9 protein-coding genes, 1 tRNA gene and 3 rRNA genes are annotated in these 13692 nt (G+C 63.4%); 10 read left to right on the plus strand and 3 right to left on the minus strand.

Features of this window, described 5'->3' with window-relative positions:
* Positions 1 to 27 precede the first annotated feature (27 nt).
* A complete protein-coding gene (gene dapB, locus OG453_RS27680) occupies positions 28 to 780 on the plus strand; it encodes a 4-hydroxy-tetrahydrodipicolinate reductase (protein ID WP_266871230.1) in 753 nt (250 codons plus the stop codon).
* A gap of 30 nt (positions 781 to 810) precedes the next feature.
* On the plus strand, positions 811 to 1263 hold the full coding sequence (locus OG453_RS27685; protein WP_266871231.1) for a tetratricopeptide repeat protein: 453 nt from the start codon (positions 811 to 813) through the stop codon (positions 1261 to 1263).
* Between the two features lie 3 nt (positions 1264 to 1266).
* Here the strand turns inward: OG453_RS27685 and OG453_RS27690 are convergent, their stop codons facing one another.
* Together OG453_RS27690 and OG453_RS27695 are read right to left on the minus strand one after the other, a co-directional pair.
* Positions 1267 to 1827 (minus strand): PH domain-containing protein, encoded by a 561-nt coding sequence (locus OG453_RS27690; protein WP_266871232.1) that lies wholly within the window; start codon positions 1825 to 1827, stop codon positions 1267 to 1269.
* A gap of 109 nt (positions 1828 to 1936) precedes the next feature.
* Entirely contained in the window at positions 1937 to 2176 is a 240-nt protein-coding gene (locus OG453_RS27695; protein ID WP_266871233.1) for a hypothetical protein, read from the minus strand.
* A gap of 190 nt (positions 2177 to 2366) precedes the next feature.
* Here OG453_RS27695 and thyX point away from each other — a divergent pair, with 190 nt between their 5' ends.
* From thyX to OG453_RS27730, 7 genes are all read left to right on the plus strand, one after another.
* Positions 2367 to 3107, plus strand: a complete 741-nt coding sequence (gene thyX / locus OG453_RS27700) for an FAD-dependent thymidylate synthase (protein ID WP_266871234.1) — start codon at positions 2367 to 2369, stop codon at positions 3105 to 3107.
* Between the two features lie 190 nt (positions 3108 to 3297).
* Positions 3298 to 4197 (plus strand): 4-hydroxy-tetrahydrodipicolinate synthase, encoded by a 900-nt coding sequence (gene dapA, locus OG453_RS27705; protein WP_266871235.1) that lies wholly within the window; start codon positions 3298 to 3300, stop codon positions 4195 to 4197.
* 138 nt (positions 4198 to 4335) lie between these two features.
* Positions 4336 to 6021, plus strand: coding sequence for a ribonuclease J (locus OG453_RS27710; RefSeq protein WP_266871236.1), 1686 nt, complete (start codon positions 4336 to 4338; stop codon positions 6019 to 6021).
* Between the two features lie 539 nt (positions 6022 to 6560).
* A 16S ribosomal RNA gene (locus tag OG453_RS27715) occupies positions 6561 to 8086 on the plus strand.
* A gap of 309 nt (positions 8087 to 8395) precedes the next feature.
* Positions 8396 to 11519, plus strand: a 23S ribosomal RNA gene (locus OG453_RS27720).
* A gap of 92 nt (positions 11520 to 11611) precedes the next feature.
* A 5S ribosomal RNA gene (gene rrf, locus OG453_RS27725) occupies positions 11612 to 11728 on the plus strand.
* Together the 16S, 23S and 5S rRNA genes form the textbook arrangement of a ribosomal RNA operon.
* Positions 11729 to 11843: 115 nt before the next feature.
* On the plus strand, positions 11844 to 12506 hold the full coding sequence (locus tag OG453_RS27730; RefSeq protein ID WP_266871237.1) for a DegT/DnrJ/EryC1/StrS family aminotransferase: 663 nt from the start codon (positions 11844 to 11846) through the stop codon (positions 12504 to 12506).
* On the opposite strand, the gene OG453_RS27735 is transcribed toward OG453_RS27730, so the two are convergent.
* On the minus strand, positions 12503 to 13420 hold the full coding sequence (locus OG453_RS27735) for a PHB depolymerase family esterase (RefSeq protein WP_266871238.1): 918 nt from the start codon (positions 13418 to 13420) through the stop codon (positions 12503 to 12505). The two genes, OG453_RS27730 and OG453_RS27735, sit on opposite strands and share 4 nt — an antisense overlap.
* A 116-nt stretch (positions 13421 to 13536) precedes the next feature.
* Here OG453_RS27735 and OG453_RS27740 point away from each other — a divergent pair.
* Positions 13537 to 13609: transfer RNA gene (locus OG453_RS27740), tRNA-Thr, on the plus strand.
* Positions 13610 to 13692: the final 83 nt, after the last annotated feature.

The following is a 13692-nucleotide window of genomic DNA, read 5'->3' on the forward strand; positions in this document are numbered from 1 at the left end:
CCTTAACTCCCTTAAGGAATCAGGCACATGAGCAAGTTGCGCGTGGCGGTCATCGGGGCCAAGGGCCGGATCGGCTCCGAGGCCGTGCGAGCCGTCGAAGCCGCCGAGGACCTGGAACTGGTCGCGGCACTCGGCCGCGGCGACCAGTTGGAGACGCTGGTGGAGACCGGCGCCCAGGCCGTGGTCGAACTGACCCACCCCGACGCGGTGATGGGCAACCTCGAGTTCTGCGTACGCCATGGAATGCACTCCGTGGTCGGTACGACGGGCTGGAACGACGACCGCCTCGCGCAGCTGAACACGTGGCTGGCCGCATCCCCCGAGACGGGCGTCCTGATCGCACCGAACTTCTCCATCGGCGCGGTCCTCACCATGAAGTTCGCGCAGATCGCCGCGCCGTACTTCGAGTCCGTCGAGGTCGTCGAGCTGCACCACCCGAACAAGGCCGACGCCCCCAGCGGCACGGCCCAGCGCACCGCCCAGCTCATCGCGGCGGCGCGCGCGGAGGCGGGCAGCGCCCCGCAGCCGGATGCCACGGTGACGGCGCTCGACGGTGCCCGCGGCGCGGACGTCGACGGCGTTCCGGTGCACTCCGTGCGGCTGCGCGGCCTCCTGGCCCACCAGGAGGTCCTGCTCGGCGGCGAGGGCGAGACCCTCACCATCCGGCACGACTCGCTGCACCACAGCAGCTTCATGCCGGGCATCCTGCTCGGCGTACGCCGTGTGGTGAACACTCCGGGCCTCACGTTCGGCCTGGAACACTTCCTTGACCTGAACTGACGCGAGCTGAACCGAGTTGAACTGACCGTCATGCGAGCAAAGATCACTTACGCCGTCACGGCTGCCGTCCTGGTCGTCTATTTCGTCCTGGTCGGCAGCCGTGGCGTGCTCCTGATAAAGCACGGCACCGCGCTCACCGTCACCTTCGGTGTCGCGGTCCTGATCCTGCCGGTCATCGGCGTCTGGTTCCTCTGGAAGAACACTCAGTTCGTCCAGCGCGCCAACTGTCTGGCCGCCGACCTTGAGGCCGAAGGCGGCCTCCCCGCCGACGAGTTGAAGCGCACCCCGGGCGGTCGCATCGACCGCGACTCGGCCGACGAGGTCTTCGCCAGGCGCAAGGCCGAGACCGAGGACTCACCGGACGACTGGCGCTGCTGGTTCCGCCTCGCGGTGGCGTACCACGACGCCAGGGACACCCCGCGGGCACGCAAGGCGATGCAGCGCGCGATCGCCCTCCACGCGGGCAGGCCCGTCAGCGTCTAGCTCTCAGGCGGTGCGGCGGTACTCGTCGGCCCACACCTCGATGGAGTCGGCCGCCCGGTCGAAGGCCTCGTGCCGGGCGAGGAAGTCGGCGTTGCGGTCGGTGAGCAACGGCGCCTGCCCGTCGGTCTGCTGATCACGGCGTACGAGAACGAGTGCCTGCCCCTGCACGGTGCGGGGCAGCCCCATCCACCGCACGGGCTGCTGCGTCGTACGCACCGTCACGACCTGCTCCCACGGCACGGTCTGCGTCGTCAGGAAGGCCACGCGGCGCAGCCCGTGCGCGCTCACCCACGTGCCCATGCGCAGCAGCCGCAGCGCGCTCGCGATGATGGCCGCCGCGAGCCCCGCACAGACTGCCGCCCCCGCGAGGGAGTCGGCGAACGCGATGATCACGGCGGCGACCAGGACGTACGAGGCGAGCAGCAGAAGCAGCGCCGCGGCCCCCACCCGCCACGGTCCTGGCCGGTAGGGACGCCGCCAGTGGTCGCGATCGTCGAACGGCAGGGCGGCGTCTTCCGCTGCCTCGTCAAAGGCGCGGTCCGCCGTCAGGAAGGGCAGGGGCACGACTGATCCTCACTCAATCCACGCATGGGCTGTGCCCGGTGAGGCTACCGAGCCCCGCTGTCGCCAGCCACCCTTGGGGGTCCGGATGAGTCAGGGGTCGCCGCCCCCGTCAGCGGCCGTCGGAGGCTTCCGACTGCTGGTTCTGCGCGGGTGACTGATCGGGCGACAGGGCGGGCATGCCGAACAGCATGGAACCCACGAGACCTGCGACGACGACCAGCCCGACCAGAGTGCGGCCCACGATCTGACTGGCCGTGGCGCGCTCAGGAGGCGGGGGAGTGACATTGCTGCGGAACTTGCCGGCTTCGGCGATGAAGGCGAACGGAACGGGCTCGCGCCGACGGAACATGGGGTGCGCTTCTCCTCACGAGACTCGAACGGAACTCTGTTGACTAGACAGACGCTCGAATCGCTCAAAAGGTGCCCTGTTTCGGCAAATTGGTCGAAGAATGTCGTAGCGGGTCACGGAGGGACCGATTGTCAGTGCCGGGCCATAGAGTGGGCGCCGCCCGAGTGATGCACATGGAAGGACCCCGCCAGTGAGCGAGACCCCCACCGAAGACCTCAAGCCCAACTTCCGCAGCGAGGTCACCGTCGAGCTGGTGAAGCACGCCGCGACCGACTCCGACGTCCTGTGGGCCGCACGTGTCTCGACCGCCGGCGAGCAGTCCCTCGAGGAGCTCCAGAAGGACCCGGAGCGCTCCAAGGGCCTGATCAACTACCTGATGCGGGACCGCCACGGCAGCCCCTTCGAGCACAACTCGATGACGTTCTTCATCAGTGCCCCGATCTTCGTCTTCCGCGAGTTCATGCGGCACCGCGTGGGCTGGTCGTACAACGAAGAGTCGGGTCGCTACAGGGAGCTCCAGCCGACGTTCTACGTCCCGGACGCCTCCCGCAAGCTGGTCCAGGAGGGCCGCCCGGGCAAGTACGTCTTCGTCGAGGGCACCCAGGCCCAGCAGGAGCTCACGGGCCGCGTCATGGAGGACTCCTACCGCCAGGCGTACGAGGCGTATCAGCAGATGCTCGCCGCGGGTGTCGCCCGCGAAGTCGCCCGCGCGGTCCTGCCGGTCGGCCTGTTCTCGTCGATGTACGCGACGTGCAACGCCCGTTCCCTGATGCACTTCCTCGGCCTGCGCACGCAGCACGAGCTCGCCAAGGTCCCGTCCTTCCCGCAGCGGGAGATCGAGATGGTCGGCGAGAAGATGGAGGAGCAGTGGGCCCGGCTGATGCCGCTCACCCACGCGGCCTTCAACAAGAACGGGCGTGTGGCTCCGTAAGGCACTGATGTACGGGTGAGCCGAGCGAGGTGTCCGTATTGCGGCATTTCGAGAAGTTCATCTAGCCTGATCAAACGGACCCGGCACTGCTTGAACCCCCGAGCAGGCAGTGCCGGGCTCCTCACTTGTCAGGTCCGCACACATCCCCCGAGGGGGGACCACGCGCTGAGCAGCGAGTAGCGTGTTACCCATGGCTCCGACCTCCACTCCGCAGACCCCCTTCGGGAGGGTCCTCACCGCCATGGTCACGCCCTTTACGGCGGACGGCGCACTCGACCTCGACGGCGCGCAGCGGCTCGCCGTCCACCTGGTGGACGCAGGCAATGACGGCCTCGTCATCAACGGGACCACCGGCGAGTCCCCCACCACCAGCAACGCGGAGAAAGCCGAGCTCGTACGAGCCGTAGTGGAGGCAGTCGGAGACCGCGCCCACGTCGTCGCGGGCGTCGGCACGAACGACACGCGTCACAGCATCGAGCTCGCCCGTGACGCCGAGCGGGTCGGCGCGGACGGCCTCCTCACGGTCACGCCGTACTACAACAAGCCCCCGCAGGAGGGCCTGCTCCGGCACTTCACCGCGATCGCGGACAGCACCGAGCTGCCGGTCATGCTCTACGACATCCCCGGACGCAGCGGCGTACCGATCAACACCGAGACGATCGTCCGCCTCGCCGAGCACCCCCGGATCGTCGCGAACAAGGACGCCAAGGGCGACCTCGGCCGCGCCAGCTGGGCCATCGCCCGCTCCGGCCTCGCCTGGTACTCCGGCGACGACATGCTCAACCTCCCGCTGCTCTCCGTCGGCGCCTGCGGTTTCGTCTCCGTCGTCAGCCACGTCGTCACCCCGGAACTGCGCGCCATGATCGACGCGTACTCCACGGGTGACGTGCAGAAGGCCACCGAGATCCACCAGAAGCTGCTCCCGGTCTTCACGGGCATGTTCCGTACGCAGGGCGTGATCACCACCAAGGCGGCGCTCACCCTGCAGGGCCGCCCCGCGGGCCCGCTGCGGCTGCCCCTCGTCGAGCTGTCCCCCGACGAGACGGCCCAGCTCAAGATCGATCTCGCCGCCGGCGGGGTACAGCTCTAAACCACAGACTTCACAACTGAATACGCGAAACACCGCAGGACACAGCTCCTGCACTCACACCAAACAACTGCTACTGCACGAACGTCATGCGCGCCACGTGCCTTGGAGGTACGTGGCGCGCGTGGTGAGGAGAGTCTTTTGAGTCATCCGCATCCTGAACTCGGCGCCCCGCCGAAGCTCCCGAAGGGCGGCCTGCGGGTCACGCCGCTCGGCGGCCTCGGTGAGATCGGCCGCAACATGACCGTCTTCGAGTACAACGGTCGCCTGCTGATCGTCGACTGCGGAGTGCTCTTCCCCGAGGAGGAGCAGCCCGGAATCGACCTGATCCTGCCGGACTTCACGTCCATCAGGGACCGCCTCGACGACATCGACGGCATCGTGCTCACGCACGGCCACGAGGACCACATCGGCGGTGTCCCGTATCTCCTCCGCGAGAAGCCGGACATCCCGCTGATCGGCTCCAAGCTGACCCTCGCGCTCATCGAGGCGAAGCTCCAGGAGCACCGCATCCGTCCGTACACGCTGGAGGTCGCCGAGGGTGACCGCGAGCGCCTCGGCCCGTTCGACTGCGAATTCATCGCGGTCAACCACTCCATCCCTGACGCCCTGGCCGTCGCCGTCCGCACCCCCGCGGGCATGGTCGTCGCCACCGGCGACTTCAAGATGGACCAGCTGCCGATGGACGGCCGCCTCACCGACCTGCACGCGTTCGCGCGGCTGAGCGAGGAGGGCATCGACCTTCTCCTCTCCGACTCGACGAACGCCGAGGTCCCGGGCTTCGTCCCGCCGGAGCGCGACATCTCGAACGTGATCCGGGGTGTCTTCGCCGGCGCCCAGAAGCGGATCATCGTCGCGAGCTTCGCCAGCCATGTGCACCGCATCCAGCAGATCCTGGACGCGGCCCACGAGTACGGCCGCAGGGTCGCCTTCGTCGGCCGCTCGATGGTCCGCAACATGGGCATCGCCCGGGACCTCGGCTACCTGAAGGTCCCGCCGGGCCTGGTGGTGGACGTCAAGACGCTGGACGACCTCCCGGACAACGAGGTCGTGCTCGTCTGCACGGGCTCGCAGGGCGAGCCGATGGCGGCCCTCTCCCGGATGGCCAACCGCGACCACCAGATCCGCATCGTCCAGGGCGACACGGTGATCCTGGCGTCGTCGCTCATCCCGGGCAACGAGAACGCGGTCTACCGCGTGATCAACGGCCTGACCCGCTGGGGCGCCAACGTCGTCCACAAGGGCAACGCGAAGGTGCACGTCTCCGGCCACGCCTCGGCCGGCGAGCTGCTGTACTTCTACAACATCTGCAAGCCCAAGAACCTGATGCCGGTGCACGGCGAATGGCGCCACCTGCGGGCCAACGCCGAGCTGGGCGCCCTCACCGGCGTCCCGCACGACCGCATCGTGATCGCCGAGGACGGTGTGGTCGTCGACCTCGTCGAGGGCAAGGCGAAGATCGTCGGCAAGGTCCAGGCGGGTTACGTCTACGTGGACGGCCTCTCCGTCGGCGACGTAACCGAGTCCTCCCTCAAGGACCGCAGGATTCTCGGGGACGAGGGCATCATCTCGGTCTTCGTGGTGGTGGACTCCAGCACCGGCAAGATCACCGGGGGCCCGCACGTCCAGGCCCGCGGCTCCGGCATCGACGACTCGGCGTTCACCGCGGTCATTCCGAGGGTCCAGGAGGTCCTCGAGAAGTCGGCCCAGGACGGCGTCGTGGAGCCCCACCAGCTGCAGCAACTCATCCGCCGCACGCTGGGCAAGTGGGTCTCGGACAACTACCGCCGACGCCCGATGATCTTGCCCGTGGTGGTCGAGGTCTGACCTGACACAGCGTGAACTCCGGAGCGGGGCGCCTCGATTTGCATCGGGGCGCCCCGCTCCAGTACGTTTACGTCTCCGCCTGAACGGGAAGCCCCCGGCGCTCACGCGCTGGAAGCAATACCGAAGGGGCGGGAAATTCCGACTCAGAATCTCTGATAAAGTCGGAACCGCCGGAAAGGGAAACGCGAAAGGCCGAGAGGCCGGAGCGGAAACCTGAAAGGCGCCGAGGAAATCGGACACGAAAGAGTCTGATAGAGTCGGAAACGCAAGAACGAAGAACAGAAACACCGAAGGGAAGCGCCCGGAGGAAAGCCCGAGAGGGTGAGTACAAAGGAAGCGTCCGTTCCTTGAGAACTCAACAGCGTGCCAAAAGTCAACGCCAGATTGACAACCCCGTCTCGGCCGTCATGGTCGGACGCGGTTCCTTTGAAAAGTCCACCCCTTGGGGTGGCAACATCAGCGAGGACGCTGTGAACGAGGGGATTATTCCTCCCCTTTGTTCCGCTCAACGCGGATGCGCACCCGATTACGGGTAAACATTCACGGAGAGTTTGATCCTGGCTCAGGACGAACGCTGGCGGCGTGCTTAACACATGCAAGTCGAACGATGAAGCCCTTCGGGGTGGATTAGTGGCGAACGGGTGAGTAACACGTGGGCAATCTGCCCTGCACTCTGGGACAAGCCCTGGAAACGGGGTCTAATACCGGATGACATCCCCTCTCGCATGGGAGGGGATTGAAAGCTCCGGCGGTGCAGGATGAGCCCGCGGCCTATCAGCTTGTTGGTGAGGTAGAAGCTCACCAAGGCGACGACGGGTAGCCGGCCTGAGAGGGCGACCGGCCACACTGGGACTGAGACACGGCCCAGACTCCTACGGGAGGCAGCAGTGGGGAATATTGCACAATGGGCGAAAGCCTGATGCAGCGACGCCGCGTGAGGGATGACGGCCTTCGGGTTGTAAACCTCTTTCAGCAGGGAAGAAGCGAAAGTGACGGTACCTGCAGAAGAAGCGCCGGCTAACTACGTGCCAGCAGCCGCGGTAATACGTAGGGCGCAAGCGTTGTCCGGAATTATTGGGCGTAAAGAGCTCGTAGGCGGCTTGTCACGTCGGTTGTGAAAGCCCGGGGCTTAACCCCGGGTCTGCAGTCGATACGGGCAGGCTAGAGTGTGGTAGGGGAGATCGGAATTCCTGGTGTAGCGGTGAAATGCGCAGATATCAGGAGGAACACCGGTGGCGAAGGCGGATCTCTGGGCCATTACTGACGCTGAGGAGCGAAAGCGTGGGGAGCGAACAGGATTAGATACCCTGGTAGTCCACGCCGTAAACGGTGGGAACTAGGTGTTGGCGACATTCCACGTCGTCGGTGCCGCAGCTAACGCATTAAGTTCCCCGCCTGGGGAGTACGGCCGCAAGGCTAAAACTCAAAGGAATTGACGGGGGCCCGCACAAGCAGCGGAGCATGTGGCTTAATTCGACGCAACGCGAAGAACCTTACCAAGGCTTGACATATACCGGAAAGCATCAGAGATGGTGCCCCCCTTGTGGTCGGTATACAGGTGGTGCATGGCTGTCGTCAGCTCGTGTCGTGAGATGTTGGGTTAAGTCCCGCAACGAGCGCAACCCTTGTTCTGTGTTGCCAGCATGCCCTTCGGGGTGATGGGGACTCACAGGAGACTGCCGGGGTCAACTCGGAGGAAGGTGGGGACGACGTCAAGTCATCATGCCCCTTATGTCTTGGGCTGCACACGTGCTACAATGGCAGGTACAATGAGCTGCGAAGCCGCGAGGCGGAGCGAATCTCAAAAAGCCTGTCTCAGTTCGGATTGGGGTCTGCAACTCGACCCCATGAAGTCGGAGTTGCTAGTAATCGCAGATCAGCATTGCTGCGGTGAATACGTTCCCGGGCCTTGTACACACCGCCCGTCACGTCACGAAAGTCGGTAACACCCGAAGCCGGTGGCCCAACCCCTTGTGGGAGGGAGCTGTCGAAGGTGGGACTGGCGATTGGGACGAAGTCGTAACAAGGTAGCCGTACCGGAAGGTGCGGCTGGATCACCTCCTTTCTAAGGAGCATCTAGACTGCCAGGCTTGCTTGGTGGTCCAAGAGCCAGTACATCAGCGAATGTCTCGATGCTGGTTAGCTCATGGGTGGAACGTTGACTACTCGGCACGGTCGGTTGGCTTCACTAGTACTGCTTCGGCGTGGAACGTGAATGTTGATGGATCGGGTCGGGCACGCTGTTGGGTATCTGAAGGTACGGCCGGGTTTTCGGCTGCCTTCGATGCCGACCCCAGTGCACTCGAGCTTCTGGTTCGGGGTGATGGGTGGTTGGTCGTTGTTTGAGAACTGCACAGTGGACGCGAGCATCTGTGGCCAAGTTTTTAAGGGCGCACGGTGGATGCCTTGGCACCAGGAACCGATGAAGGACGTGGGAGGCCACGATAGTCCCCGGGGAGTCGTCAACCAGGCTTTGATCCGGGGGTTTCCGAATGGGGAAACCCGGCAGTCGTCATGGGCTGTCACCCGCTGCTGAACACATAGGCAGTGTGGAGGGAACGCGGGGAAGTGAAACATCTCAGTACCCGCAGGAAGAGAAAACAACCGTGATTCCGGGAGTAGTGGCGAGCGAAACTGGATGAGGCCAAACCGTATACGTGTGATACCCGGCAGGGGTTGCGTGTGCGGGGTTGTGGGATCTCTCTTTCACAGTCTGCCGGCTGTGAGACGAGTCAGAAACCGTTGATGTAGGCGAAGGACATGCGAAAGGTCCGGCGTAGAGGGTAAGACCCCCGTAGTCGAAACATCAGCGGCTCGTTTGAGAGACACCCAAGTAGCACGGGGCCCGAGAAATCCCGTGTGAATCTGGCGGGACCACCCGTTAAGCCTAAATATTCCCTGGTGACCGATAGCGGATAGTACCGTGAGGGAATGGTGAAAAGTACCGCGGGAGCGGAGTGAAATAGTACCTGAAACCGTGTGCCTACAAGCCGTGGGAGCGTCGCGCATTGAGTTTACTCAATGCGTCGTGACTGCGTGCCTTTTGAAGAATGAGCCTGCGAGTTTGCGGTGCGTTGCGAGGTTAACCCGTGTGGGGAAGCCGTAGCGAAAGCGAGTCCGAATAGGGCGATTCAGTAGCGCGCTCAAGACCCGAAGCGGAGTGATCTAGCCATGGGCAGGTTGAAGCGGCTGTAAGAGGTCGTGGAGGACCGAACCCACCAGGGTTGAAAACCTGGGGGATGACCTGTGGTTAGGGGTGAAAGGCCAATCAAACTCCGTGATAGCTGGTTCTCCCCGAAATGCATTTAGGTGCAGCGTCGTGTGTTTCTTGCCGGAGGTAGAGCACTGGATAGGCGATGGGCCCTACCGGGTTACTGACCTTAGCCAAACTCCGAATGCCGGTAAGTGAGAGCACGGCAGTGAGACTGTGGGGGATAAGCTCCATGGTCGAGAGGGAAACAGCCCAGAGCATCGACTAAGGCCCCTAAGCGTACGCTAAGTGGGAAAGGATGTGGAGTCGCAGAGACAACCAGGAGGTTGGCTTAGAAGCAGCCACCCTTGAAAGAGTGCGTAATAGCTCACTGGTCAAGTGATTCCGCGCCGACAATGTAGCGGGGCTCAAGCGTACCGCCGAAGTCGTGTCATTCCAGCAGATACCCCCAACGGGGGCTGGGATGGGTAGGGGAGCGTCGTGTGCCGGGTGAAGCTGCAGCGGAAGCTAGTGGTGGACGGTTCACGAGTGAGAATGCAGGCATGAGTAGCGATACATACGTGAGAAACGTGTGCGCCGATTGACTAAGGGTTCCTGGGTCAAGCTGATCTGCCCAGGGTAAGTCGGGACCTAAGGCGAGGCCGACAGGCGTAGTCGATGGATAACCGGTTGATATTCCGGTACCCGCTGTGAAGCGTCAAACATTGAATCAGGCGATGCTAAGTCCGTGAAGCCGTCCTGGAGCCTTCGGGCAAAGGGAAGTGGTGGAGCCGACGGACCAGACTTGTAGTAGGTGAGTGATGGGGTGACGCAGGAAGGTAGTCCAGCCCGGGCGGTGGTTGTCCCGGGGTAAGGGTGTAGCCCGTCATCTAGGTAAATCCGGATGACATGAGGGTGAGACCTGATGCCGAGCCGATTGTGGTGAAGTGGATGATCCTATGCTGTCGAGAAAAGCCTCTAGCGAGTTTCATGGCGGCCCGTACCCTAAACCGACTCAGGTGGTCAGGTAGAGAATACCGAGGCGTTCGGGTGAACTATGGTTAAGGAACTCGGCAAAATGCCCCCGTAACTTCGGGAGAAGGGGGGCCATCACCGGTGATCGGATTTACTCCGTGAGCTGGGGGTGGCCGCAGAGACCAGCGAGAAGCGACTGTTTACTAAAAACACAGGTCCGTGCGAAGCCGTAAGGCGATGTATACGGACTGACGCCTGCCCGGTGCTGGAACGTTAAGGGGACCGGTTAGTCCGACTTCGGTCGGGCGAAGCTGAGAACTTAAGCGCCAGTAAACGGCGGTGGTAACTATAACCATCCTAAGGTAGCGAAATTCCTTGTCGGGTAAGTTCCGACCTGCACGAATGGCGTAACGACTTCTCGACTGTCTCAACCATAGGCCCGGTGAAATTGCACTACGAGTAAAGATGCTCGTTTCGCGCAGAAGGACGGAAAGACCCCGGGACCTTTACTACAGTTTGATATTGGTGTTCGGTTCGGCTTGTGTAGGATAGGTGGGAGACTTTGAAGCGGGCACGCCAGTGTTCGTGGAGTCGCCGTTGAAATACCACTCTGGTCGTGCTGGATGTCTAACCTCGGTCCGTGATCCGGATCAGGGACAGTGTCTGATGGGTAGTTTAACTGGGGCGGTTGCCTCCCAAAGAGTAACGGAGGCGCCCAAAGGTTCCCTCAGCCTGGTTGGTAATCAGGTGTTGAGTGTAAGTGCACAAGGGAGCTTGACTGTGAGACCGACGGGTCGAGCAGGGACGAAAGTCGGGACTAGTGATCCGGCGGTGGCTTGTGGAAGCGCCGTCGCTCAACGGATAAAAGGTACCCCGGGGATAACAGGCTGATCTTCCCCAAGAGTCCATATCGACGGGATGGTTTGGCACCTCGATGTCGGCTCGTCGCATCCTGGGGCTGGAGTCGGTCCCAAGGGTTGGGCTGTTCGCCCATTAAAGCGGTACGCGAGCTGGGTTTAGAACGTCGTGAGACAGTTCGGTCCCTATCCTCTGTGCGCGTAGGAATATTGAGAAGGGCTGTCCCTAGTACGAGAGGACCGGGACGGACGAACCTCTGGTGTGCCAGTTGTCCTGCCAAGGGCATGGCTGGTTGGCTACGTTCGGAAAGGATAACCGCTGAAAGCATCTAAGCGGGAAGCCTGCTTCGAGATGAGTATTCCCACCCCCTTTGAGGGGTTAAGGCTCCCAGTAGACGACTGGGTTGATAGGCCAGATCTGGAAGCCCGGTAACGGGTGGAGGTGACTGGTACTAATAGGCCGAGGGCTTGTCCTCAGTTGCTCGCGTCCACTGTGTTGGTTCTGAAACCACGAACAACCCCATGCCCGGGGCCACCGGGTGTGGTGCGGTTGACAGTTTCATAGTGTTTCGGTGGTCATAGCGTGAGGGAAACGCCCGGTTACATTCCGAACCCGGAAGCTAAGCCTCACAGCGCCGATGGTACTGCAGGGGGGACCCTGTGGGAGAGTAGGACGCCGCCGAACTATTATTAGAAGAGCTGGTCCCTGAACTTCGGTTCAGGGACCAGCTCTTTTTTGTTTTGCGTTACTTGCCGTTCACGTTGTGCGACCAACATCCCGAGGTATGGGGACAGTTGGAATGTTGCGAGCCGCAGGCATCGGGCACGGTGACGAGGTCATCGTGCCGGCGTACGGGAACGCCGAGGTCGCTGAGGCAGTGGTGCACGCCGGTGCCATGCCCGTCTTCGCCGACATAGAGCAGTCGACGTACTGCCTCGATGCCGACGCGGTCGCCGCTGCCATGACCGCACGTACGGCCGCTGTCATCGTCGTACACCGCTTTGGGAACCAGGCCGATGTCGGGCGGATGCGGGATGTTGGCCAGCGTCACGGGCTTCTGGTGCTCGAGCAGGGCGAGTTGGACGCGCCGTACGACGAGCTCGCCCAGCGGCGGGCGCATGCCGCCTATCTCAGTGGGCGACTGAGCGGGGTGGTGACTCCGGACGGCGGTGCCGCGCACAGCTATCAGCAGTACGTCGTGCGCGTGCCCGGCAACGGTCGGCCCGACCGTGACGCGTTCGCACGCGCCGTACGGGCGAAGGGAGTTGACTGTCGGGTGCCCGTGAAGATTCCGGTGCACCGGATGCCGGAGTTCCGGCGGGATGTGGCGCTTCCGGAGACGGAGCGGGCCGCGGACGAGACGCTGGCGCTGCCCGTCGACGCGTCGATGTCCCGGCGGGATCTGCAGCGTGTCGTGTCCGCGTGCAATGCGTTGGGTGGGCTTCTTCAGCCGGCCTTCTAGTCGCGGACCTGGGTCTTGAAGAACTCCCACATCAGGTCCGTCGCGCTGATGCCCGCCTCAGGGTCGGCCATTGTGCCGGCGCCGCCCGGCCATTGATGGGCCATGTCCGGGAGACGGTAGGTGACGGTGGTGGAGCCGTCGCGGCATTTCGCCGAGGTCTTCGTGATGTTTTTCTTGAGCTTCTGGGGCGGCGGCGCCTTGCAGGAGAGGCGTTTCTGCCAGGCCTTGATGCCCTCGTCGAAGTCCGCGTAGTGCGGGTCCAGGCCGCCGATGAACGTCACGAGCGAGACGGGTGTCTTGGGGACGTACGACTCCTGGGCCGTGTCCGGGCCGATGTAGCCGCCGCTGACCGGGGCTATGGCGGCGAAGGTGTCGGGGAGTTCGACGGCGAGTTTGTACGCCATGTCTCCGCCGTTGGAGATTCCCGTCGCGTAGATGCGTTCCGGGTCGGCTTTCCAGGTGCCGACCAGCCTCTTTGTCATCGTACGAAGGAAGCCGACGTCGTCCTCAGTGCCGCAGCAGACCAGTGCGTTGAAGCCTTGGTTCAGGCCGTCGGGGTAGGCGACGAGGAAGTTCTCCTTGTCGGCCTTCTTGCTGAGGTCGGTGATCTGGGCCGCCGAGTCGCCCGTGCCCGGATAGGGGTGCATGGCGATGATCAGGGGGAGTTGCTTGCCCGTGGTGTAGCCGGGTGGGGCGTGCACGCTGTAGACGCGCTTCTGTCCCTTGCAGGAGAGGGCGACCTTCTGGTCGCCCGGGCGCGGGGTTTTCGGGGCGGGCTTCTTCTTGGTGGGCTTCGCGTTGTCGGGCTTGTCGGATCCTTCGTCGTCGGATCCGCAGGCCCCGAGCGGCAGAAGCAGCGCGATGAGCGTCGCGGGAATGGCGTACCGCATGGACTTACCACGTCGGGTCGGCATAGGCGCAGGGTGGCAGTACCTGTGTCGGCGGTCCAGAGGAATGGGCGGTTCGGCGGGCCCCTGGATTCAGGTATGATCTATTCCGTTGCCGAGCGGGAAACCGCGAAGCGCAGCAGGCCCCTATAGCTCAGTCGGTAGAGCGTCTCCATGGTAAGGAGAAGGTCAGCGGTTCGATTCCGCTTGGGGGCTCAGAGAGCAATTAGAGAAGGTCCCCGCCCAGTTGGGCGGGGACCTTTTTCGTTGTCGGGGGGAGCGGGGACCCGCTTCCGTGC

It is taken from the genome of Streptomyces sp. NBC_01381, from assembly GCF_026340305.1.
Taxonomy (GTDB): domain Bacteria; phylum Actinomycetota; class Actinomycetes; order Streptomycetales; family Streptomycetaceae; genus Streptomyces.